At 71.8% G+C, this 23,432-nt stretch carries 19 protein-coding genes and 1 pseudogene; 17 read left to right on the plus strand and 3 right to left on the minus strand.

The window, feature by feature from the left end; all coding sequences use genetic code 11:
* Positions 1 to 284: 284 nt before the first annotated feature.
* Positions 285 to 953 (minus strand): annotated as a pseudogene (lexA, locus tag ACWCYY_RS27915) (transcriptional repressor LexA); the annotation flags it as partial.
* Positions 954 to 1,384: 431 nt separating this feature from the next.
* Here lexA and nrdR point away from each other — a divergent pair.
* The 4 genes from nrdR to ACWCYY_RS27935 all read left to right on the plus strand — a co-directional run bounded on the left by nrdR (position 1,385) and on the right by ACWCYY_RS27935 (position 6,994).
* Complete coding sequence (gene nrdR / locus ACWCYY_RS27920) at positions 1,385 to 1,876, plus strand: transcriptional regulator NrdR (protein ID WP_380149847.1); 492 nt, start codon at positions 1,385 to 1,387, stop codon at positions 1,874 to 1,876.
* Positions 1,877 to 2,005: 129 nt separating this feature from the next.
* The gene (locus ACWCYY_RS27925; RefSeq protein WP_449797596.1) at positions 2,006 to 4,870 is read left to right on the plus strand and encodes a vitamin B12-dependent ribonucleotide reductase; all 2,865 of its coding nucleotides are present in this window, start codon (positions 2,006 to 2,008) and stop codon (positions 4,868 to 4,870) included.
* A gap of 111 nt (positions 4,871 to 4,981) precedes the next feature.
* Positions 4,982 to 5,527: an FHA domain-containing protein gene (locus ACWCYY_RS27930; protein ID WP_449797597.1), complete on the plus strand. Its 546-nt coding sequence runs from the start codon at positions 4,982 to 4,984 to the stop codon at positions 5,525 to 5,527.
* A 1,047-nt stretch (positions 5,528 to 6,574) separates the two neighbouring features.
* The gene (locus tag ACWCYY_RS27935; protein WP_345286436.1) at positions 6,575 to 6,994 is read left to right on the plus strand and encodes a hypothetical protein; all 420 of its coding nucleotides are present in this window, start codon (positions 6,575 to 6,577) and stop codon (positions 6,992 to 6,994) included.
* On the opposite strand, the gene ACWCYY_RS27940 is transcribed toward ACWCYY_RS27935, so the two are convergent.
* Together ACWCYY_RS27940 and ACWCYY_RS27945 are read right to left on the minus strand one after the other, a co-directional pair.
* Positions 6,981 to 7,799 (minus strand): helix-turn-helix domain-containing protein, encoded by an 819-nt coding sequence (locus ACWCYY_RS27940; RefSeq protein ID WP_345286438.1) that lies wholly within the window; start codon positions 7,797 to 7,799, stop codon positions 6,981 to 6,983. The genes ACWCYY_RS27935 and ACWCYY_RS27940 overlap by 14 nt on opposite strands.
* A 10-nt stretch (positions 7,800 to 7,809) precedes the next feature.
* On the minus strand, positions 7,810 to 8,703 hold the full coding sequence (locus ACWCYY_RS27945; RefSeq protein WP_449797598.1) for an alpha/beta fold hydrolase: 894 nt from the start codon (positions 8,701 to 8,703) through the stop codon (positions 7,810 to 7,812).
* 94 nt (positions 8,704 to 8,797) lie between these two features.
* Between ACWCYY_RS27945 and ACWCYY_RS27950 the strand changes: the two genes are divergently transcribed.
* The 13 genes from ACWCYY_RS27950 (at position 8,798) to ACWCYY_RS28010 (ending at position 23,007) form a co-directional block, all read left to right on the plus strand.
* Positions 8,798 to 9,418, plus strand: a complete 621-nt coding sequence (locus ACWCYY_RS27950; RefSeq protein WP_345286442.1) for a TetR/AcrR family transcriptional regulator — start codon at positions 8,798 to 8,800, stop codon at positions 9,416 to 9,418.
* A gap of 32 nt (positions 9,419 to 9,450) precedes the next feature.
* Positions 9,451 to 9,669, plus strand: a complete 219-nt coding sequence (locus ACWCYY_RS27955) for an RNA polymerase subunit sigma-70 (RefSeq protein WP_345286444.1) — start codon at positions 9,451 to 9,453, stop codon at positions 9,667 to 9,669.
* A gap of 3 nt (positions 9,670 to 9,672) precedes the next feature.
* Positions 9,673 to 10,233: a Clp protease N-terminal domain-containing protein gene (locus ACWCYY_RS27960; RefSeq protein WP_449797599.1), complete on the plus strand. Its 561-nt coding sequence runs from the start codon at positions 9,673 to 9,675 to the stop codon at positions 10,231 to 10,233.
* Between the two features lie 205 nt (positions 10,234 to 10,438).
* Complete coding sequence (locus ACWCYY_RS27965; RefSeq protein WP_449797600.1) at positions 10,439 to 12,142, plus strand: ATP-binding protein; 1,704 nt, start codon at positions 10,439 to 10,441, stop codon at positions 12,140 to 12,142.
* Complete coding sequence (locus ACWCYY_RS27970; protein ID WP_345286451.1) at positions 12,139 to 12,549, plus strand: roadblock/LC7 domain-containing protein; 411 nt, start codon at positions 12,139 to 12,141, stop codon at positions 12,547 to 12,549. The genes ACWCYY_RS27965 and ACWCYY_RS27970 overlap by 4 nt, the downstream gene beginning before the upstream one ends.
* Positions 12,546 to 12,914: a DUF742 domain-containing protein gene (locus tag ACWCYY_RS27975; protein WP_345286453.1), complete on the plus strand. Its 369-nt coding sequence runs from the start codon at positions 12,546 to 12,548 to the stop codon at positions 12,912 to 12,914. The genes ACWCYY_RS27970 and ACWCYY_RS27975 overlap by 4 nt, the downstream gene beginning before the upstream one ends.
* Positions 12,895 to 13,548 (plus strand): GTP-binding protein, encoded by a 654-nt coding sequence (locus ACWCYY_RS27980; RefSeq protein ID WP_345286455.1) that lies wholly within the window; start codon positions 12,895 to 12,897, stop codon positions 13,546 to 13,548. Before ACWCYY_RS27975 ends, ACWCYY_RS27980 begins: the two co-directional genes overlap by 20 nt.
* Positions 13,545 to 14,789, plus strand: coding sequence for a cytochrome P450 (locus tag ACWCYY_RS27985; RefSeq protein WP_345286457.1), 1,245 nt, complete (start codon positions 13,545 to 13,547; stop codon positions 14,787 to 14,789). The genes ACWCYY_RS27980 and ACWCYY_RS27985 overlap by 4 nt, the downstream gene beginning before the upstream one ends.
* 79 nt (positions 14,790 to 14,868) lie before the next feature.
* Positions 14,869 to 16,101, plus strand: a complete 1,233-nt coding sequence (locus ACWCYY_RS27990) for a cytochrome P450 family protein (protein WP_449797601.1) — start codon at positions 14,869 to 14,871, stop codon at positions 16,099 to 16,101.
* 243 nt (positions 16,102 to 16,344) lie between these two features.
* Positions 16,345 to 17,703, plus strand: coding sequence for an ABC transporter substrate-binding protein (locus ACWCYY_RS27995; protein ID WP_345286461.1), 1,359 nt, complete (start codon positions 16,345 to 16,347; stop codon positions 17,701 to 17,703).
* Positions 17,704 to 17,882: 179 nt separating this feature from the next.
* Positions 17,883 to 18,881, plus strand: coding sequence for a carbohydrate ABC transporter permease (locus tag ACWCYY_RS28000; protein ID WP_345286464.1), 999 nt, complete (start codon positions 17,883 to 17,885; stop codon positions 18,879 to 18,881).
* On the plus strand, positions 18,878 to 19,777 hold the full coding sequence (locus ACWCYY_RS28005; protein ID WP_345286466.1) for a carbohydrate ABC transporter permease: 900 nt from the start codon (positions 18,878 to 18,880) through the stop codon (positions 19,775 to 19,777). Before ACWCYY_RS28000 ends, ACWCYY_RS28005 begins: the two co-directional genes overlap by 4 nt.
* 113 nt (positions 19,778 to 19,890) lie before the next feature.
* Complete coding sequence (locus ACWCYY_RS28010) at positions 19,891 to 23,007, plus strand: Ig-like domain-containing protein (protein WP_380149850.1); 3,117 nt, start codon at positions 19,891 to 19,893, stop codon at positions 23,005 to 23,007.
* Positions 23,008 to 23,432: the final 425 nt, after the last annotated feature.

Consider the following 23,432-nt stretch of genomic DNA (forward strand, 5'->3'; position numbering starts at 1 on the left):
CCGGCTCCGCCGCCCGGGCGCGAGGCTGTACGTGGCTACGCCAGGGGCGCGAGGAACGGCGCGAGGCGGAAGGCGACTCACCTGCAACTGACCCACCGTCGGCCAGTTGCAGGTGCTGCCTTTCCACCGCGCGCAGTTCCCCGCGCCCCTGGTGTAACCACTACCGCTTGGTGGTGCTGCCGGTCCTCTGCGCGCCCGCGCGGCGGAGCCGCACATGAGCAGAGTCCCGCGCCCCTGGTGTGACCACTTTCCCCCGGTGGCCCCGGTCCGTCAGCCTGCGCAGCTCAGAGGCGGCGGAGGACCGCGACGACCTTGCCGAGGATGGTGGCGTTGTCGCCCGGGATGGGCTCGTAGGCCGGGTTGTGGGGCATCAGCCAGATCTTGCCGTCCTCGCGCTTGAGGCGCTTGACGGTGGCCTCGCCGTCGATCATCGCCGCGACGATGTCCCCGTTCTCGGCGACCGGCTGCCGCCGCACCGTGACCCAGTCACCGTCGCAGATCGCGGCCTCGATCATCGAGTCGCCCCGCACGGTGAGCGCGAACAGCTCGCCCTCGCCGACCAGTTGACGGGGCAGCGGGAAGACGTCCTCGACCGTCTGCTCGGCCAGGATCGGACCGCCGGCGGCGATCCGGCCGACCAGCGGGACGTAGGAGGTGGAGGGCCGGCCCGCCGCCTCGGCGGTGTTCGGCCGGGCGACCTCGACGCCGCGGACCTCGTAGGCGCGGGGCCGGTGCGGGTCACGTCGCAGGAAGCCCTTGCGCTCCAGGGCCATCAGCTGGTGGGCGACCGAGGAGGTGGAGGAGAGCCCCACGGCCTGGCCGATCTCCCGCATGGACGGCGGGTAGCCGCGCCGCTGGACCGAGTCCCGGATGACCTCGATGACCCGGCGCTGGCGCTCCGTCAGCCCGGCCTCGTCGGTGCGGATGCCCGGCGGGCGGCCCGGCATCGCGCGGGTCGGGGCGGGCTGGCCGAGGACGTCGTCCTGGGCGGCGGAGTGCTCGATCGGCTGGCTCCGGCTCATGGTGTGGTCCACGCTCTCCTGGTCGGCGGTGCGCGCGGAACGCTCCTGCACCGGGATGGAGGTCTTGGCTTCGAGAGTGTTCACGGCGGTCCCTTCCGACTGCTGGCCCTCTTTCCCAGCTCAACAGGGGCACCGATCGAAAGGTTGCGCCAAACACACGTTCGAGTGAATTTATTCGAGTCGGGCTGACTCGATCAAGGCCTTGGGTGTACATCGCTTAAGTGTTCGACTCGATAAGTCTAGAACACAGCGGCGCGTCGGGATGCGACCACAACATCTAGGGCATAGGTTCGCGGTCGAGCCCACCCCTTGTGGTCGGTGTAGGCTGGTCCAGTCCGCTGTCGCCGTCGAGGGAGTTCCCGATGCACTGCCCCTTCTGTCGGCATCCGGACAGCCGGGTCGTGGACAGCAGAGCCAGTGACGACGGGAGTTCCATCCGCCGTCGCCGCCAGTGTCCCGACTGCGGCCGCCGTTTCACCACCGTCGAGACCGCCACGCTGATGGTGGTCAAGCGCAGCGGGGTGACCGAGCCGTTCTCCCGGTCGAAGGTGATCACCGGTGTCCGCAAGGCCTGTCAGGGTCGTCCGGTCACGGAGGACGCGCTGGCCCAGCTCGGGCAGCGGGTCGAGGAGTGCGTCCGGGCATCCGGGAGCGCCGAACTCTCGACCCACGACGTGGGGCTTGCCATACTCGGCCCACTCAAGGAACTCGACCTGGTCGCTTACCTGCGCTTCGCGTCGGTGTACCGGGCCTTCAACGATCTCGAAGACTTCGAGGCCGCCATCGCGGAGCTCCGCGCCGAGCAGCCTCTTCCCGTGGAGGGTGACGTCGCCGTCCTCTCCACCGCGCCCTGACCTACTGACCTAGCCAGTCGGCCCGGGTGTCAGGCGTGCCCGAAAACGGTGCGCTGAACACTGCCGTCCACCCCCAGACCCATCTGATAATGGGACATTGGGGGATTTGCCCTAGAGGAGAAGCGAGAAGTGACCGACACCACGAGCGGGTCCGCACGCGGGTCGAAGGCTGCCAAGGGGGCCGGCAAGGCTCCCAAGGGCGGCCTGCGGATCGAACGCATCTACACCACTCCGGGCGTGCACCCCTACGACCAGGTCACCTGGGAGCGCCGCGACGTCGTCATGACCAACTGGCGTGACGGGTCGGTCAACTTCGAGCAGCGCGGCGTCGAGTTCCCCGACTTCTGGTCGGTGAACGCGGTCAACATCGTGACCTCGAAGTACTTCCGCGGCGCGGTGGGCAGCCCGCAGCGCGAGTGGAGCCTCAAGCAGATCATCGACCGCGTGGTGCTCACCTACCGCGCCGCCGGCGAGAAGAACGGTTACTTCGCCACGGTCGAGGACGCCGAGGTGTTCGAGCACGAGCTCACCCACGCGCTGCTCCACCAGGTCTTCAGCTTCAACTCGCCGGTCTGGTTCAACGTCGGCACCAAGCAGCCCCAGCAGGTCTCGGCCTGCTTCATCCTGGCCGTCGACGACTCCATGGAGTCGATCCTCGACTGGTACAAGGAAGAGGGCATGATCTTCAAGGGCGGCTCCGGCGCCGGCCTGAACCTCTCCCGCATCCGCTCCTCCAAGGAGCTGCTCTCCTCCGGCGGCAACGCCTCCGGCCCGGTCTCCTTCATGCGCGGCGCCGACGCCTCGGCCGGCACCATCAAGTCCGGTGGCGCCACCCGCCGGGCGGCCAAGATGGTCGTCCTGGACGTGGACCACCCGGACGTCGAGGCCTTCATCGAGACCAAGGTGAAGGAGGAGGAGAAGATCCGCGCGCTGCGCGACGCGGGCTTCGACATGGACCTGGGCGGCGACGACATCACGTCCGTCCAGTACCAGAACGCCAACAACTCCGTCCGGGTCTCCGACGAGTTCATGACCGCGGTCGAGAACGGCACCGAGTTCGGCCTGCGGGCCCGGATGACCGGCGAGGTCATCGAGACCGTCGACGCCAAGAAGCTCTTCCGCAAGATGGCCGAGGCGGCCTGGGCCTGCGCCGACCCGGGCATCCAGTACGACTCCACGATCAACCACTGGCACACCTGCCCGGAGTCGGGCCGGATCAACGCGTCCAACCCCTGCTCCGAGTACATGCACCTGGACAACTCCAGCTGCAACCTCGCCTCGCTCAACCTGATGAAGTTCCTGCGCGACGACGACTCCTTCGACGCCACCACCTTCGCCAAGGTGGTCGAGCTGGTCATCACCGCGATGGACATCTCCATCTGCTTCGCCGACTTCCCGACCGAGAAGATCGGCGAGACCACCCGCGCCTACCGCCAGCTGGGCATCGGCTACGCCAACCTCGGCGCCCTGCTGATGGCCACCGGCCACGCCTACGACTCCGAGGGCGGCCGCGCGCTGGCCGGATCCATCACCTCGCTGATGACCGGCACCGCCTACCGCCGCGGCGCCGAGCTGGCCGGCGTGGTCGGCCCGTACGACGGCTACGCCCGCAACGCGGCCCCGCACCAGCAGGTCATGCGGCAGCACGCCGAGGCCAACGCCGCCGCGCGCTCCTACGACGACCTGGACGCCCCCGTCTGGGCCGCCGCCACCGAGACCTGGGCCGACGTGCTCCGCCTCGGCGCGCAGAACGGTTTCCGTAACGCGCAGGCCTCCGTGCTGGCCCCGACCGGCACCATCGGCCTGATGATGGACTGCGACACCACCGGCGTGGAGCCGGACCTGGCGCTGGTGAAGTTCAAGAAGCTGGTCGGCGGCGGCTCGATGCAGATCGTGAACAACACCGTGCCGCGCGCCCTCAAGCGCCTCGGCTACCAGCAGGAGCAGATCGAGGCGGTCGTCGCCCACATCGCCGAGCACGGCAACGTGGTGGACGCGCCCGGCCTGAAGCCGGCCGACTACGAGGTCTTCGACTGCGCGATGGGCGAGCGGGTCATCTCCGCGATGGGCCACGTGCGGATGATGGCGGCGATCCAGCCGTGGATCTCCGGCGCCATCTCCAAGACCGTCAACATGCCGTCCGTCGCGACCGTCGAAGAGGTCGAGGAGATCTACTTCGAGGCCTGGAAGCTGGGCGTCAAGGCGCTCGCGATCTACCGCGAAAACTCCAAGGTCGGCCAGCCGCTCTCGGCGAAGAAGTCCAAGGAGGAGGAGCAGACTGCGGCTGCCCCGGTCCCGGCCCCGGTGGTCGAGTACCGTCCGGTCCGCAAGCGCCTCCCGAAGGGCCGTCCCGGCATCACCACCTCCTTCACGGTGGGCGGCGCCGAGGGCTACATGACCGCCAACTCCTACCCGGACGACGGTCTGGGCGAGGTCTTCCTGAAGATGTCCAAGCAGGGCTCGACCCTCGCGGGCATGATGGACGCCTTCTCGATCGCGGTGTCGGTCGGCATGCAGTACGGGGTCCCGCTGGAGACCTACGTCGCGAAGTTCACCAACATGCGCTTCGAGCCGGCCGGTCTGACCGACGACCCGGACGTGCGGATGGCCCAGTCGATCGTCGACTACATCTTCCGCCGCCTGGCGCTGGACTTCCTGCCCTTCGAGACCCGCTCCGCGCTGGGCATCCACTCCGTCGAGGAGCGCACCCGGCACCTGGAGACCGGCTCCTACGAGCCGATCGACTCGGAGGACGTGGACGTCGAGGGCCTGGCCCAGTCCGTCCCGGCCCCCGCCCCGGTGGTCATCCAGGCGGCCCCGGCCGCCCCGGCCGCCGCCGCCCCGAAGCAGGCGCACAACTCCACCGAACTGATGGAGATCCAGCTCGGCCTCAACGCCGACGCGCCGCTCTGCTTCTCCTGCGGCACCAAGATGCGCCGCGCCGGCAGCTGCTACCTCTGCGAGGGCTGCGGCTCCACCAGCGGCTGCAGCTGACCCCGAGCCGGACCGTCGAGGCGGGCCCCGACCACCTGGTGGTCGGGGCCCGCCTCCGTCGTGCCGACCGGTGCTGGACAGGGCCGGTGGGCGGCGCGGAGAATCGCTGACATGGCGTCACTCGAGTTCCGCACCGCGCTGGTACGGCCGTCCGAAGCGGAGCGGGACCGTGCGCTGGAGGTGCTGCGCGAAGGGGTGGGCGTGGGGCGGCTCTCCCACGACACCTTCATCCGGCGGATGGAGCTGGTGCTCACCGCCCGGACCAAGGCCGAACTCGACGACGTGGTGGGCGACTTGGACGCCCATGATCCGGTCTCCCGGTTCCTGCTGCGCACCGTGGCACGGGCCTCGGCGCTGCGGGTCGGGCTGCGGCGGAGCTGGCGGGCGGAGGAGTTGCCGGGCCTGGGGCTGCCCGGGCCCGGGGTGACGGTGCTGCGGATCGGCCGGATCTCCGGCTCCGGCCTGCGGCTGGGCGACGCCACCGTGTCCCGGCACCACGCGGAGCTGCGGCTGGAGGGCTACGAGTGGGTGCTGCACGACCTCGGCTCCAGCAACGGGACCTTCGTGAACGAGCGCCGGGTGGCCGGCGCGGTGGTGGTCCGGGCCGGGGACAGCGTGCGGTTCGGACGGCTGGCCTTCCGGCTCACCGTGGCCTGATCGGAGGCCACGGGCTGGGGAAGCGTCAACGCTCCGCGGTCGCCCTGGCCCGCCTCTGGATGCTTCCTGTCACCCCCGTCTGGTCCCCTGGTGCCATGGAGTCAGAACGTCGCAAACAGCGGGGGCCACGGCGGCCTCACGGTGAGCACATCACGCCGACGACGCCCATCTGGTGCCCGGCCTGCCAGGACTGGCAGCCTGCCACGGACTTCCCGCGCAATGCGAGTAAGCCGAGTGGACTGCAGGGGGAGTGCAGGCAGGCGGTGCGGCGGAGAGCACAGGAGGCTGCGGCCGGAGGGCGGCCCCGCCGACAGCGGTCCTGCTCCCCGGAGGAGAAAGCAGCCGCACGGCAGCGCAGCCGGGACCGTCGCGAACGCCTTGGCGCCGGGCACGACCTGCGGCGTTCCCGAGCGAGGTTGCAGGCGGTGGTGGACGAATGGAAGCGAACCGGCTGCGTCGACTGCGGCTACCAGGATGTTCGGGCCCTCGATCCGGACCATCGTGAGGCCGGAGACAAGATCGGGACGGTGTCACGGCTGGTGCAGTTGTGCGTCGCGCGGGCGCGGCTGGTCGAGGAGCTGGCGAAGTGCGAGGTCCGCTGCGCCCGTTGCCACCGGGCCCGGACGCTACGGCAACGGCCTTCTCGGAACCGGAGTGCGGATCGGCTGCCACCCTCCTGGCGACGGGTGATGGACCACCAGGACCGCAACGATGGACTGAAGCTCACCCTCGGTTGCACTGACTGCGGCTGGCGTGGGTGGGCACGTGGGCTGGACTGGGACCACGTGCGGGGGCTCAAGGTAGCGACGGTTTCGCAGCTCATTGCCGATCGGCGGGACTGGGCGGAGATCGAGCGGGAGATCGCCAAGTGCGAGTCGGTCTGCGCCAACTGCCACCGGATCAGGACGGCCGAGCGCCGCAGAGCAGCGGCATTACCTCGGACGTAATCGACCCGTGTCGGCCCGGGCGGCAGAGTTGGTGTCAGCCGCCCGGGGATCTCCCGGGAGGGGCTCCAAGGAGATCGTGTCCCGAGAGGGTGGGTTCGGCATGGCTGTGAACTCGGTTGCCGGTGTGGTCCGTTCGGTCGGTGCTCCGCAGCGTTGGCTGCGGCAGGTGTTGGGGCTGGACGCGGTGGTGACGGGTGGGAACGGGCTGGCGTACGTGGCGTTCGCCGGTCCGCTGGGGGAGTTGCTGGGGGTCTCGGAGGGGGTGCTCCGGGAGATCGGGGTGTTCCTGCTCGGGTACGCGGCGTTGGTCGCGGTGCTGGCCGGGCAGCGGCGGCCCGCGCCGCTGGGCGTGAAGGCGGTGATCGACGCGAACCTGGTCTGGCCGGTGCTGAGCGTGGTGGCGATGGAGCTCTGGCTGGAGCCGACCACCGCCGGAATGGTGTGGATCCCGGTGCAGGCGGCCACGGTGGCCGGCTTCGCGGTGCTGCAGTGGAGGGCGCTGCGGGCTACCTCGGCATGAGGGAGTGCAGGTGGGCGGCGGTCTCCGGGTCGGCCGGGAGGAAGGTCTCCATGGCCAGCTCGGAGACCGTCACGTCGGTGGGGGTGTTGAAGGTGGCGATGGTGGAGAGGAAGGACAGCACCCGGCCGCCGTGCTCGATCCGCAGCGGCAGGGCGAAGGGGAAGACCTCGTGGGCGTCCTGCGGCTCGTCGACGGTGTCGGGCAGCGGGTAGGCGCGGACCTCCTCGAAGAGGGCGCGCACCGTCTCGGAGCGGACCAGGGCGATCTGACGCTCCATCTGCTCCAGCAGGTGGGCGCGCCACTGGCGCAGGTTGCGGATGCGCGGGGCGATGCCGCGCGGGTGCAGGGTGAGCCGCATGGCGTTCAGCGGTTCGGTGAGCAGCTCCGGGTCGACCCCGTCGAGCAGCAGCCCGATGCCGCGGTTGGCGGCCAGCACCCGGTAGCCGCCGTCCACGATCAGTGCGGGGTAGGGCTCGTGGGCGGCCAGCAGGCGCTCCATGCCCTCGCGGAGGGCGTCCAGGGCGGGGTCGTCCAGCGGGGTCTCCGTGTAGTGCGGGGCGTAACCGGCGGCCAGCAACAGGGAGTTGCGCTCGCGGACCGGGACGTCCAGGTGCTCGGCGAGCCGGAGCAGCAGCTCCTGGCCGGGCCGGGAGCGGCCGGTCTCGATGAAGCTGATGTGCCGGGCGGAGGAGTCGGCGCCCAGGGCGAGTTGGAGCTGGCTCAGGCCGCGCCGCTCGCGCCAGCCGCGCAGCAGGGCCCCCGCCCCGGTGGCCGTTCCCGTGTCGGTGGTCGCGGTACCAGTCATGCCGGGCAACCTACCCGATGAACTCCCTGATCAGCCGGGCCGTCTCGACGGGGCGTTCCAGGTGGAGCAGGTGGCCGGCCGCCACGTCGGCGGTGTGCGGGAGGGTGGCGAGCTCGCGGTCGATCCCGGCGACCAGGGCGGTGGTCAACTCGGCCAGCCGGGGCGGCAGGTGGTCGACGGAGGGTGGCACCGCGCCGCGGACGAAGAGGGCCGGGCAGGTCAGCGCGCGGGCCTCGGCGAACATGTCCCAGCCGTCCAGGGGAGCCATCAGGGCGGGGAGCTCGGCGGGGGCGGGGCGGGCGCCGCCGTCGGCGGTCCGGGCCCGCAGGGCGGTGGCCTCCTCGGCGCCGGGGTCGGTGCCGAGCAGGGCGGCGCGGGCCCGGGCGCGGGCCGCGCACTCCTCGGCGGTGAGGGGTTCGGCGGGCAGGGCGGTGAAGAGGGCGAGCTGCTCGGCCCGGCGCTCGGTCACCTCGGCGGTGGTGAGGCCGGGGTAGAGGGACGGCACGCCGGGGCCGAAGCCGTCCAGGTCGACGATGCCCCGGACGGCGCCGGGGCGGGTGGCCGCGTAGCGGACGGCGAGCATGCCGCCGAGCGAGTGGCCGACCAGCCAGGGGGTGTGCAGGCCGAGGGCGGCGATCACGGCGTCCAGGTCAGCGAGCAGGGCGGGCCAGCCGTGGTCGCCGTCGCCGTCGGAGCGGCCGTGGCCGCGCAGGTCGGGGGCGGCCAGGCGCAGGCCCGGGAGGTGCGGGCGCAGCGGCTCCCAGTCGAGGGCGGTGCGGGTGGCGCCGTGCAGGAGGAGGACGTCGGGGCCGGTGCCGCCGTGGTCGAGGACGGCGAGGCGGCCGGCCGGGCCGTCGACATGGATCTCGGCGGTGGCGGTCGTGGTGAAGGTGGTGGCGGTCAAAGAGTGCCTCTCGTTAAGGCGACGGGCGTCGCGTTAACCTGAGCTTGCCAGCTCGGCCGAGAGCTGGCAAGCCTTAATGCGACTGGAGTCGACTTTGTCCGACGAGCCTGAGCCGAAGCCCGCCGAGAAGCGCCCCGGCGGCCGGAGCGCCCGCGTCCTGGCCGATGTGGTCGCCGCGACCCTGGCGGAGGTGACCGAGAAGCCCTACGACCAGCTGACGGCCGAGGCGGTCGCCATCCGCGCCGGCGTCCACAAGGCGACCCTCTACCGCCGGTGGGGCGGGGTGGACGGGCTGGTCGCCCAGGCGTTGGAGAGTTCCGCCGAGCGGGAGTGGCCCGTCCCCGATGCCGGCTCGGTGGGGCGCGACCTGCGGCTGCTCGCCGGTGAGGTCCAGCGGGTGTTCGCCGATCCGGAGGCCGGGGCCACGCCCAGGGCGCTGATCGCCGCCGCCCTCCGCTCGGAGCGTGGCGCCGCCGCGCTGCACGCCTTCTTCGCCGCCCGCCACCGCCAGGCGGCCGCGCTGGTCTCGCGGGCCGTGGTCCGGGGCGAACTCCCGGACGGCACCGACCCGGTGGCGGTGGTCCGGGCGGCCACCGCGCCGCTCTACCACTGCCTGTTCCTGACCGGCGAGCCGCTGGACGGGCGGGACGCCGACCGGGCGGCCGAGGCCGCACTGGTGGCCGCGCGGGCGGGTGTCTTTGTCAACCAGGGTTGACAGACGCCGGAGTGTCAACCAAAGTTGACGTCATGAGCGACACCAAGCAGCTCGCGGCAGCCGCGGGCAGTCGTGACCCGGCGGTCGGCCTGCGCGCGGTGCGGGCCCTGCGGGACCTGGCGGACCGGCTGGAGGACCTCCAGGTCGGGAACGCGCGGAGCCAGGGGTGGTCCTGGCAGGAGATCGCGGTCTGTCTCGGCGTCAGCCGGCAGGCCGTCCACAAGAAGCACGCCAAGCGGGACGGAGGCTGAGGGATGTTCGAACGGTTCACGGTGGCGGCCCGCCAGGTGGTGGTGCGGGCCCGGGCCGAGGCGGAGGAGCTGGGCCACGCGTACACCGGCACCGAGCACCTGCTGCTCGGGATGCTGGCAGATCCGTCCGACCCGGCGGCCGCGCTGCTGGTGGAGCTGGGGCTGGACCACGCCACGGCGCGGGCCGAGGTGGTCCGGCTGGTCGGCGGCCCGGACGGGGACGCCGAGGCGCTGGCCTCGATCGGGGTGGACCTGGACGCCGTCCGGGCCGCCGTGGAGGCCGAGTTCGGCGCGGGGGCGCTGGACGGCGGGCAGGCGGAGCCGAAGCGGCGCGGCTGGCTGCGCAGCGCGGTGGTCGACCGCAGCCCGTTCACCCCGCGGGCCAAGAAGGTGCTGGAGCTGTCGCTGCGGGAGGCGCTGCGGTTGAAGGACCGGGAGATCGCGGTGCGTCACCTGCTGCTCGGCCTGCTCCGCGAGGGCGGCGGCCTCGGGGCCCGGGTGATCACCGACCGGGGGATCGACCTGGCGCTGCTGCGCCGGGAGTTGGAGTCCCGTACGGCTTGATTCCACGGGTCGTTCGGACACCGTCCGCCGAACGTGACGGACGGTGTCCGAAAGACGGACGGTGCGTCAGATGCCGTCTTGAGTACAAGTGGTGAATGGATATGATCTGCTGACCGCGTGTACTGATCAACCACCCGGAGCGTGACGGGTGCGGTGCGCTGGTCGACCGCCCAGCAGCAGCCGTCCGCCCCCGAGGATCAGTCTGATGAGAGCTCAGCCCCGCCGTGCCACCGGCGGTCGCAGCGGCACGGCCAGGTGGGCCGCGGTCGGCCTGCTGACCGGTGCCGCCGCAGGCGCCGCCGCGATCGCGTCCGCCCCCTCCGGCCACCGGGCCGCCGTGTCCGCCACGGTGGCCGGGGCCCTGCTGCTCTGGTTCGCGCTGCTCGCGCTGAGCTGCCGTCAGCTCGACCGGCGGCAGCGCGCCGAGGCCGACCTGGACGCCACCCGGTACGAGCTCACCGAGGCGACCGGCCGGGCCGCGGCCCTGCACGCCGAGCTCGGCGCCACCCACGCCGCGGCCGCCCAGCTGCGCGCCGCGCTGGCCACCGCCCAGGCCGAGGCCGACGCCCTGCGCGGCGACCTGCACGCCGCCAACGAGGCGCTGCACGAGAGCCGGGCCGAGGCCCACGAGCTGCACGGGCTGGCCCGGATGGCGCACGAGGAGCGCACCGCGCTCGACCGGCTGACCGGTGAGGTGCTGCCCGGGGTGCTCCGCCGGCTGCGCTCCGGCAGCTCGGTGGAGACGGTGCTGGCCGGCCACGCCGGGATCCCGCACGCCGCGCTGCTGCGCACCGTGGCCACCGAGGTGGGCCGCGGCGAGCGGCAGCGGGCCGCCGCGCTGGCGGTCTGCGCGACCGCCGCCGGACGGGTCCAGGCGCTGGCCACCAGCATGCACGCGGAGCTGCGCGAGATGCAGCACCGGCACGGCGAGGACGTGCTCGGCGACCTGCTGACGCTCGATCACTCCACCGCCCAGGCCGGGCGGATGGCCGACTCGATCGCGGTGCTCACCGGAGCGAGGACCGGCCGCCGGTGGACCAGGCCGATCGGGGTGGAGTCGATCCTGCGCGGCGCGCTCGGCCGGATCGGCGGGTACCAGCGGGTCCGGCTGCACTCGGCCAGCACGGCGGCGGTGGCCGGCTTCGCGGCCGAGGGCGTGATGCACGCGCTGGCCGAGATCCTGGACAACGCGGCCAACTTCTCCGCCCCGCCCGCCGAGGTGCACGTCTACGTGGAGGAGGTGCACTCCGGCCTGGTGATCACCGTCGAGGACGGCGGCCTCGGCCTCGGCGAGAGCTGGCTGCGCCGGGCCGAACAGGCCGTCTCCGTCGAGCCGCTGGACCTCGCCGCGCTCTCCTCCGGCACCCGGCTGGGCCTCGCGGTGGTCGGCGTGCTGGCCCGCAAGCACGGGCTCCAGGTCTCCTTCCGGCCGTCCGCCCGGGGCGGCACCGGCGTGGTGGTGCTGATCCCCGAGCAGCTGATCACCCACCCGGCGCCCGAGCGCTCCCAGCCGCCCGTCCAGGTCGTCCCGGCCGTCGAGCCGACTCCCGTGCACGAGCGCCCGGCGGCCCAGCCGGTGGTCACCGCGACCACCGAGCACGGCCTGCCGCAGCGCCGCCGGGGCCAGACCCTGAGCACGGCCCGGGCCGCCACCGGCTCGCCGACGTCCGAGGCCGGGCCCACGCCCGCCTCCGCGCCCGCCGTGGTGCCCGCGCCGCGCGCCGACGCGGCGGTGGCGGCCTCCCGGTTCGGCGCCTTCCGCCGGGCCCTGCAGGCCGCCGAGGCGGCCGACCCCGAGACCGCCCCTGAGACCGCCCCCGGTCCGGCCGCCACACCGGCCCGGGAGACGGAGGCCGCCACCACAGCGGCCACCTCCGACGACGCCTCCCCGAAGGACGACCCCCGATGAGCAGCAGCACCGACCGCGACCTCGACTGGCTGTTGGAGAACCTGCTGGCCTCCACCCCCGGCGCCCGGCACGCCCTGGTGCTCTCTGCCGACGGCCTCAAGCTCTGCCACAGCGCGGGCCTGACGGTCGATCAGGCCGACCAGCTGGCGGCGATAGCCTCCGGCATGCAGAGCCTGGCGCACGGCGCCTCGATCGAGTTCGGCGACCGCACCGGAGGGGTGCGGCAGTCGATGACCGAGTTCCACGGCGGCATCCTGTGCATCGTCGCGGCGGGCGAGGGCGCCCACCTGGCGGTGGTCACCGAGGAGAGCGCCGACGTCGGCGTGGTCGGCCACAACATGCACGGCCTGGTCGAGCAGATCGGCACCTACCTGACCTCCCCGGCCCGCGCGACCTCCTCGGCATGAGCGCCGCGAGGGCCGTCCCCGGGCCGGACGACTCGCCGGACCGGCTCTACACCGTGACCGGGGGCCGCAGCCGTCCGTCCCAGGACGCCTTCGACCTGGTGACGCTGATCGTCGCGGAGCAGGACCCGGTGCCGGGCATGCAGTCCGAGCTGGCCCGGATCCTGGAGCTGGCCGCCTCGCCGACCGCGGTGGTCGAGCTGGCGGCCGAACTCGCCCTGCCGGTCAGCGTGGTGAAGATCCTGCTCGGCGACCTGCTGGAGGGCGGCCGGATCACCGCCCGCCACCCCCGGTTCGCGCCCAGCAAGGCGCGGCTGCCCGACCTCGACACGTTGAAGCAGGTGCTGAATGGACTCCAACGGCTCTGACCGGGCCCTGCTGCGCGGTCGGGCGGTCGCCCCGCTGCGCTCCACCGCCGCCAGCGGGCTGAAGATCGTGGTGGTCGGTGGCTTCGGCGTCGGCAAGACCACCCTGGTCGGTTCGGTGAGCGAGATCCGTCCGCTGAACACCGAGGAGACCATGACCCGGGCCGGCGAGGGCGTGGACGACCTCACGCTGGTCGGCTCCAAGCGCTCCACCACGGTGGCCTTCGACTTCGGCCGGATCACCCTGGACGAGCGCAACGTGCTCTACCTGTTCGGCGCGCCCGGCCAGGAGCGGTTCTGGTTCCTCTGGGACCGGCTGTTCAGCGGCGCGCTCGGCGCGGTGGTGCTGGTCGACACCCGCCGCCTGGAGGAGTCCTGGTACGCGATCGACCGGCTGGAGCAGCACGGCACCCCGTTCATCGTGGCCCGCAACAACTTCGGCCCGCCCGGCCACGGCCTGGCCGAGGTCCGGGCCGCCCTCGACCTGCCCGAGCACGTCCCGCTGGTGGACTGCGACGCCCGCGACCGGGAGTCCGGCAAGCAGGTGCTGATCGGACTGGTCCGCCACATCCAGCAGTTGGCCGAGCAGGCGCACGCGCGGCAGCCGGCCCCCAGAGCGTACGAGGAGACCCCGTGACCGAGCCCGCGCCGACCCCGCCACCGGGCTGCCCGGCCCACACCGAAGCCGCCCCGCTGTACGGCCCGCGGTTCCAGACCGACCCGCGCGGGGTCTACCAGGAACTGCGCGAGAAGCACGGCCCGGTGGCCCCGGTCGAGCTGGCCGGCGGGGTGCCGGCCTGGCTGGTGATCGGCTACCGCGAGCTCCAGCTGATGACCAGTCAGCCCAAGGTCTACGGCCGGGACTCCAGCCGGTGGAACCAGTGGCCGCACATCCCGGCGGACTGGCCGCTGAAGCCGATGATGGCGCCCGTCCCCTCGATCCTGTACGCGGAGGGTGCCGAGCACCAGCGCCGCAAGGCCGCGATCACCGACGCGCTGGCGGCGGTGGACCAGTACGAGCTCAAGCAGTACTGCGAGGAGGTCGCGGACCGGCTGATCGACGGCTTCGCCGGGAAGGGCGAGGCCGAGCTGGTCGCCGACTACGCGCACCGGCTGCCGCTGCTGGTGCTCTGCCGGCTGTTCGGGCTGGACGAGGACGAGGCCCCGGTGCTGATCGCCGGGCTGGTCGCGATGCTGGACGGCGGGGCCGAGGCCCAGGCGGGTGCGCAGCGGCTGCTCGACGTGATGCTCAAGCTGGTGCTGCGCAAGCGCGAGCAGCCGGGCCCGGACATCACCTCCCGGCTGGTCGCCCACGAGGCCGGGCTGACCGACGAGGAGGTCATGCGCGACATGCGGGTGATCCTGATCGCCGGTCACCAGCCCTCCGCCTACTGGATCTCCAACGCGCTGCGGCTGATGCTCACCGACGAGCGCTTCGCCGCCTCGCTCTCCGGCGGCCGGCGGTCGATCGGCCAGGCGCTCTCCGAGGCGCTCTGGGAGGACACCCCGACGCAGATCTTCGCCGGGCGCTGGGCCACCCGGGACACCCAGCTCGGCGGCCAGCGGATCACCGCCGGGGACATGCTGCTGCTCGGCATCGCCGGGGCCAACACCGACCCCTCGGTGCGGCAGGCCGACGGCGCCGCGGCCGAGGGCAACCGCGCCTACCTGAGCTACTCCTACGGGCCGCACAGCTGCCCCTTCCCCGCCCAGGAGACCGCCGAGGTGATCGCCACCACAGCGATCGAGGTGCTGCTCGACCGGCTGCCCGACCTGCGGCTGGCGGTCACCGAGTCGGCGCTGGTCTGGCGTCCGTCCGCCTGGGTCCGCGCGCTGGTCGCGCTGCCGGTGGCCTTCACCCCGGGCTACGCGGGCTGAGCCCGCGTCAGATCCCGCTCCGCCCCGCTCCCTCCACCCGTCCCCGTCGTCCCCCGTTCCCCGAACCACCGGAGGAAGCATGACCACCGCCCCGACCGCCGCGACCACCGCCGTCCTCCCGGTCCCGATGGACCCGCTGGCCACCGACAACGCCGCCGAGGGCGCGCTGCTGCGCGCCGCCGGCCCGGTGGTGCCGGTCGAGCTGATGGGCGGGGTGCGCGGCTGGGCCGTCACCTCGCACGAGGCCGCCCGGGCCCTGCTGACCGACGACCGGCTGGTGAAGAACGCGCAGCACTGGGCCGCGTACCAGCGCGGCGAGGTGCCGAAGACCTGGCCGCTGATCGGGCTGGCGGTGCCGGGGCCGAGCATGGTCACCACGGACGGGGCCGAGCACCGGCGGCTGCGCTCGATCGTGGCGCAGGCCTTCACCCCGCGCCGGGTGGAGGCGATGCGGCCGGGCATCGAGCGGATGACCGCCGAACTGCTGGACCGGGTCGCGGAGCTCGGGCCCGAGGTGGACCTGAAGACGGTCTTCGCCTTCCCGCTGCCGATGACGGTGATCGGCACCCTGCTGGGCGTCCCGGTCGAGGACCACGTCCGGATCCGGGAGCTGTACGAGCGCTTCTTCAGCAGCGTGAAGGACCCGGCCGAGGTGCCCGCGATCATCGCCGCGCTGAACGCCTTCGTGAACGACCTGGTGGCGAAGCGGCGTTCGGCCCCGGGGGACGACCTGACGACCGCCCTGCTGGCCGCCGACGTGGAGGGCGGGGCGCTCACCGACGCGGAGGCGGCCGCCACCCTCCGGGTGATCATCGCGGCCGGGCACGAGACCACCGTCAACCTGATCACCAACGCCGTCCGGGCCCTGCTCACCCACCCGGACCAGCTGGAGCTGGTCCGCAAGGGTGAGGTCGAGTGGGCCGCGGTGGTCGAGGAGTCGCTGCGCTGGACCCCGCCCACCTCCAACTTCCTGTTCCGCTTCACCACCGAGGAGGTGGCGTACGGGGACGTGGTGATACCGGCCGGCGAGGCGGTGCTGGTCTCGTACAACGCGATCGGGCGGGACCCGGCGCAGCACGGCGTCACCGCCGAGGTCTTCGACGTGACCCGGGAGCCGTCCCGGATCCTCTCCTTCGGCCACGGCCCGCACGTCTGCCCCGGGGCGTCGCTGGCGCGCCTGGAGGCGGGCATCGCGCTGCCCGCGCTCTTCGCGCGCTTCCCCGGGCTCCGGCTGGCGGTGGACGACGCGGAGCTGCGGCCGAGCCCGTCGATGGTGGTCAACTCCCTGCGGGAGCTGCCGGTCGTGCTCTGACCGGGCGTCGGTCCTGACCCGGCCGGGTGACACGGCCGGGTCACGACTGCGGCACCGGCCGATGAAGGTCGAACGCACACCTTGGCGCGGGATGACGGTTGGGTTAACGTCTTCGAGCCAGCCCGACCCCCGGGCGCACGGATTCCGGTACAGCGCAGTGTTGTTCGTCCCACCGCTGGCATGTCATGCCCTGGCTAGGAGGACTTCGTTGACCACCACCCTGACCGCGACCGGAGGCCGCCGATGACGCTCCGCCCCCGGCAGTTGGCCGTTCCGGCCGCCCTGCTGCTCGCGCTCACGGCCGCCTGCTCCAACTCCTCCTCCTCGGGCGGCGGTGGTGGCGGATCGGCCGCCCCGCTGACCGGTGACTGCGCCAAGTACCAGGCCTACGCCGGTCACTCGGGCACCAAGGTCACCATGTACGCCTCGATCCTCAGCCCGGAGTCGGACTCGCTGGAGAAGTCCTGGGCCGAGTTCAGTTCTTGTACGGGCATCAAGATCGCCTACGAGGGCTCCAGCGACTTCGAGTCCCAGCTCCAGGTGCGCGTGACCGGCGGCAACGCCCCGGACTTCGCGATCATCCCGCAGCCCGGGCTGCTGGCGCAGATGGTGAAGACCGGAAAGGTCGTGAAGCCACCGGCCGAGACCGAGGCCAACCAGGCCAAGTGGAGCCCGGTCTGGAAGACCTACGGCTCGGTCAACGGCACCTTCTACGCGGCCCCGATGAGCGCCAACATGAAGTCGCTGGTCTGGTACTCGCCCAAGTACTTCAAGCAGGCCGGCTACGAAGTGCCGAAGAGCTGGGCCGAGTTGACGGCGCTGAGCGACAAGATCGCGGCGGCCGGCAACGGCGCCAAGCCCTGGTGCGGCGGCATCGGCTCCGGCACCGCGACCGGCTGGCCGGCCACCGACTGGCTGGAGGAGGTCGTGCTCGGCACCCACGGCGGCGAGGTCTACGACCAGTGGGTCGGCCACCAGGTGAAGTTCAGCGACCCGAAGATCACCGCCGCGATGCAGACGGTGGCCGGCTGGATGCAGAACCCGGCCTGGGTCAACGGCGGCATCGGCGACGTGAAGTCGATCGCCACCACCACCTTCCAGGACGCCGGGGCGCCGATCCTCACCAACAAGTGCGCCATGCTCCAGCAGGCGTCCTTCTACGCCGCCCAGTGGCCCAAGGGCACCGCGGTCGGCCCGGACGGCGACGTCTTCGCCTTCCGCTTCCCGGCGGTGAACCCGGCGGTGGCGAGCCCGGTGGAGGGCGGCGGCGAGTTCCTGGCCGCCTTCAGCAACCGCCCGGAGGTGCAGGCGGTGCAGAACTACCTCTCCACCAGCGAGTGGGCCAGCAGCCGGGTCAAGGTCTCCAAGGGCTGGGTCTCCGCCAACCAGGGCGTGGACAAGAGCCTCTACACCGACCCGATCGACCAGCTCTCGGCCGCCGCGCTGACCGACCCCGCGGCGACCTTCCGGTTCGACGCCTCCGACCTGATGCCCGCCGCCGTCGGCGCGGGCGCCGAGTGGAAGGCGCTCACCGCCTGGTTCGCCGAGGGACAGGCCATCCCGAAGGTGGCGGCGGACATCGACGCGGCCTGGCCGCAGTAGGACCGTCGCCACGGGCGGCGCGGGTCCACCCGCCCGCGCCGCCCTCACCCTCCGCGCGCTCCCGCCGTCCGGCTCCGATCGCCGCCGGTCTCGCCGCCCGCCCATCCGCCCGCTCATCCGCCCGCCCGACACTCTCCCAGTCCGCTCCGACCAAGGACCGCCGAGGGAAGGACTCCTGAATGACCGTCGGCCTGGCCGCCTCCGCGTGGACCGACGCCGGGATCAAGTTCGGCAACAGCCTGGGCGCCGTGGCCGGCTTCCTGGGCATCCTGCTGGTGGTCTTCTTCGCCGCCGGCCGGGCGAGCGGCCGCTTCGGCAGACCGCTGGCGATCGCGGTGATGCTCGGCCCGGCCGTGCTGCTGCTGGTGGTCGGCCTGGTCGCCCCGCTGGTCCGCACGCTCTTCCTGAGCCTCTACAGCTCGGACAGCTCGCGGTTCACCGGCTTCGACAACTACGCCTGGGCGTTCACCACCGAGTCCATCCACAGCGTGCTGCTGAACACCGCGCTCTGGCTGCTGGTCGCCCCGCTGACCGCCACCGGGCTCGGCCTGGTGCTGGCCCTGCTGGTGGAGCGGATGCGCTGGCAGGCGGTCTACAAGTCGCTGATCTTCCTGCCGATGGCGGTCTCGCTGGTCGGCGCGGGCATCATCTGGAAGTTCGTCTACGAGTCCCGCGGGGCCGGCCAGCCGCAGATCGGCCTGCTCAGCCAGCTCGCCGTCTCGCTCGGCTGGGAGGACCCGCCGAACTGGATCCTCAGCCAGCCGCTGAACAACTTCCTGCTGATGGCGGTCATGGTCTGGGTGCAGACCGGCTTCGCCATGGTGGTGCTGTCGGCCGCCATCAAGGCCATCCCGGACGAGGTCACCGAGGCGGCCCGGCTGGACGGCGCGCAGGGCTTCCGGCTGTTCAAGGACATCACCGTGCCGATGATCCGCACCACCCTGGTGGTGGTGCTCACCACCGTGATGATCACCACGCTGAAGGCCTTCGACATCGTCCGCACCATGACCGGCGGCAACTTCGGCACCCAGGTGCTGGCCAACGAGATGTACTCGCAGTCCTTCGTCCAGTTCGACGTCGGCCGCGGCTCGACCCTGGCGGTCATCCTCTTCCTGGCCGTGCTGCCGCTGGTGGCCTACAACATCGTCCAGCTGCGCAAGGAGCGTGAGACCAGGTGAAGTCCGTGCGCAAGGCCTTCGGCGGGCCGCTCGGCTCGGTCTTCGTGATCGCCGTGACGGTGCTCTGGACCATCCCCACCCTCGGCCTGCTGGTCACCTCGCTGCGCCCCAAGCAGCAGGTGGCGACCACGGGGTGGTGGGAGGTGTTCTCCGATCCGTCGATCGGCTTCGGGAACTACCACGCGGTGCTGTTCGAGGGCGGCTTCGGCAACAGCAACGGCCTGATGCCCTTCCTGGTGAACTCGCTGGCGATCGCCGTCCCGGCCACCGTCTTCCCGCTGGTACTGGCCTCGATGGCGGCCTACGCGCTGGCCTGGGTGCGGTTCCGGGGGAGCGACACGGTCTTCTTCGTGATCTTCGCGCTGCAGGTGGTGCCGCTGCAGATGGCGCTGATCCCGCTGCTCCAACTCTTCTCCGGCGGCGCCCACCTGGGCTCGGTGACCATCATCCCGGCGGTGAACCTGAGCGACACCTACGTCCCGGTCTGGCTGGCGCACACCATGTTCGCCCTGCCGCTGGCCACCTTCCTGCTGCACAACTTCGTGTCCCAGCTGCCCAGGGACCTGATGGAGGCGGCGATCGTGGACGGCGCCTCGCACTTCAAGATCTTCCGCTCCATCGTGCTGCCGCTCTGCACCCCCGCGCTGGCCTCCTTCGCGATCTTCGAGTTCCTCTGGGTCTGGAACGACCTGCTGGTCGCGCTGACCTTCTCCGGCGGCCTCGCCGAGGTGGCCCCGATGACGGTGCGGCTGGCCCAGCTGTCGGGAAGTTTCGGCGGCCGCTGGGAGCTGCTGACGGCCGGCGCCTTCCTGTCGCTCATCGTTCCGCTGCTCGTCTTCTTTGCGCTGCAACGGTACTTCGTGCGAGGCCTGTTGGCCGGTTCTGTCAAGGGATGACCGGCTGACGAACTGTCATGGCGCAGGAATGTGTGGATTCTGCGGACATGCGCCCGCTCCACCAGGTACACAGGGTGGCGGCATTTCGCCGTTGACAGACCTGGGGGCAGTGCGTGCGGTACAGAGAACGACTTTCGGGCCTACTGGTGGCCCTGCTCGCGGCGGCCAGCCTGGCCACCCCGACCAACGCGTCCGCCCTGGACGCGACGGCGAAGCTCGGCAACACCACGACGGGCACCGCCACCGACTCCGGCGACTCCAACCACCTGAACGCCTCCCGTTACGTGATCGGCAGCAAGGGCGGACAGGTCAGCAGCATCTCGGTGTACGTCGGCGCGGTCGACGCGGCGCCGAACAACCAGTACCAGGTGGCCGTCTACGGTGACGCCGGCGGCAAGCCGGGCACCCTGCTGGCCAACAGCGCGGCGGGCACGCTGACCGCCAACTCCTGGAACTCGCTGCCGGTTTCGGCCAACCTGAGCCCGAACACCGCGTACTGGCTGGCCTACAACAGCAACGGCTCCAGCCAGGCCGTGAACAACCTGCGCTACTCCACCGGCGGCAAGGGCGCGTACAGCAACTCCTCGTCCCCGTACGGGAGCTGGCCGTCCAGCTTCGGGCCGTCCACCAACACCGGCCTGGACTTCTCCATCAACGCGACCTACACGCCCGGCAACCCGCCGGCCTGGACCCCGGGCGCCGGGCCGGGCGCGAGCGGTCCGGTGCTGCTGGTCACCACCGCGGCCAACCCGTACTCCAAGTACCTCGCGGAGATCCTGAAGGCCGAGGGGCTGAACAGCTTCAAGACCGTGGACCTCTCGCAGGTGAACAGCCTGATGCTGACCCAGCAGAGCCTGGTGCTGCTCGGCGAGACCGCCCTGACGGACGCCCAGGTCTCGATGTTCACCTCCTGGACCAACACGGGTGGCCGGCTGATCGCGATGCGGCCGGACAAGAAGCTGGCCCCGCTGCTGGGCCTGACCGCCACCCCGGACACGCTGGCCGACACCTACCTGAAGATCGACACCTCGGCCGCCCCCGGCGCCGGGCTGACCGCCGACACCATGGGCTTCCACGGCACCGCCGACCGGTACGCCCTGAACGGCGCCACCGCCGTCGCCACGCTCTACAGCGACGTCTCCAGCGCCACCGCCAACCCGGCGGTCTCGCTCCGGGCGGCCGGCAGCGGCCAGGCGGCCGCGTTCACCTTCGACCTGGCCCGCTCGGTGGTGCAGACCCGGCAGGGCAACGTCGCCTGGGCCGGCCAGCAGCGCGACGGCGTGGACGGCTACGAGGCCAGCGAGATGTTCTTCGGCCAGACCGGCCAGGCGAACTGGAACAACCTCGACAAGGCGCTGATCCCGATCGCCGACGAGCAGCAGCGCCTGCTCGCCAACCTGGTGACCCGGATGAACCTCTCCAAGGCCCCGCTGCCGCGGTTCTGGTACTTCCCCCGGGACGTCAAGGCGGTCGTGGTGATGACCGGTGACGACCACGGCGTGGGCGGCACCTCCGGCCGCTGGGACAGCTTCATCTCGCAGAGCCCGGCCGGCTGCAAGGTGGCCGACTGGGAGTGCGTGCGCGCCTCCTCGTACCTCTACAGCGGCGGCCCGCTGACGGCGGCGCAGGCGCAGGCCTACTCCGACGAGGGCTTCGAGATCGGCTCGCACATCACCACCGACTGCCGCCCGTGGGGCACCACGGCCAACCTGCAGTCGATGTACACCACCCAGCTGAACGCCTGGAAGGCCAAGTACCCGGCGCTGCCGACGCCTTCGAGCAGCCGCACGCACTGCGTGGAGTGGGACGACTGGGCCACCCAGGCCAAGACCAAGCTGGCCAACGGCATCCGGATGGACCACGACTACTACTACTACCCGGCCTCCTTCGTGAACGACCGGCCGGGCTACTTCAACGGCACCGGGCTGCCGATGAAGTTCGCCGACACCGACGGCAGCCTCATCGACGTCTACCAGGCCACCACCCAGCTCACCGACGAGTCCGGCCAGTCCGAGCCGGGCACCGTCAACACCCTGCTGAACGCGGCCTACGGCGCGCAGGGCTACTACGCCGCGCTGACCGCCAACATCCACACCGACTTCGCCCCCTCGCAGACCGCCGACCAGATCGTGGCGGCGGCCAAGGCCAAGGGCGCGCCGGTGGTCTCCAGCCGCCAGCTGCTCAACTGGCTGGACGGGCGCAACGGTTCGGCCTTCGGCGGGATCAGCTGGAACGGCACCACGCTGTCCTTCTCGATCACCGGCGGGGTCAACGGCCTGCGGTCCATGCTGCCGGTGCAGGCAGCCAGCGGCACGCTGGTCGGGATCAAGCAGGGCGGGGTGTCGGTGCCCTACCGGGTGGAGACGGTCAAGGGCGTCAACTACGCCTTCTTCGACGGCAACGTCGGCTCCTACACCGCCACCTACGGCCAGGACACCACCAAGCCGACCGTCACCGGCACCACCCCGGCCAACGGCGCCGTCAACGTGCCGGGGCAGAACGCGCTGCGCTTCGCCTTCAGCGAGCCGCTGGACGGCTCCTCGGTGGGCCAGTCCGACGTCACGGTGGTCCCGACCGCCGGTGGTGCGGCGGTGAGCGGCACGGTGTCGTACGACTCCACGACCAGCGGGGTGGTCTTCACCCCGTCCGCGCCGCTGGAGGTGACGACCGGTTACACCGCCACCGTGCAGGGGGTGAAGGACGTGGCCGGGAACGCGCTGGCCGCGCCGTACACCATCTCCTTCACCACGGCCGCGCCGCCGCCGCTGACCATCGGCAACGCCGGCATCGGCGTCCAGACCGACGACAACGACGCCAACCACCTGAACGGCAGCCGGATCGTCACGGGCTCCTCGCCGGTGACCCTCAAGCAGCTCAGCGTGCACGTCGGGTCGATCAGCGCCGCACCCAACAACCAGTACCAGATGGCGGTCTACAGCGACGCCGGCGGCGTGCCGGGTGACCTGGTGGTCAGCACCGGCACCGGGACGCTGACGGCGGACTCGTGGAACTCGCTGCCGGTGGACGTCACGCTGACGGCGGGGACGGCGTACTGGCTGGTCTACAACACCAACGGCACCGGGCCGGCGCTGAACAACATGCACTACAGCGCGGGCAGCTTCGGCGACGGGGCCTACCAGGGCGCGGCGGTGCCGTTCGGCACCTGGCCCGGCAGCTTCGGGCCGGCCAACCGGACCTCGCTGTCGTACTCGCTGTACGGGACGTACTGAGGCGCGGGCTTGATGCTTCGTCACAGCTCCGTGACAGAAGCCGACAGGGTTTTGAACCTGTTCAGATAGGTGGATAGTCTCCAAGGGTCTCGGGCACGGCGCAGCATCCCTGAGTGGTGCTGCGCCGTGCCCGTCGAACTCTGAGGGAGCGTCATGTCCACACCTTCCAGCCCCGGTTCGCCGGTTCCACCGAAGGATTCCGAGTCGACCTCCGCGCCGGTTCCTCCGAAGGCTCCGGAGTCGGCCTCCGCGCCGGTTCCTCCGAAGGCTTCCGCGACGGCGTCCGGGGCGGTTCCCGGGGCGGCGTCCGGGGCGGTTCCGCCGAGGGCCTCCGGGCCGGTTCCTCCGCAGGGGCAGCGGCCTCCGGCCGGGAACGTCTGGGCACCGCCGAAGCCCGCTCCGAAGCCGCTGTGGGACACCGGCAC

The organism is Kitasatospora sp. NPDC001664 (assembly GCF_053596675.1).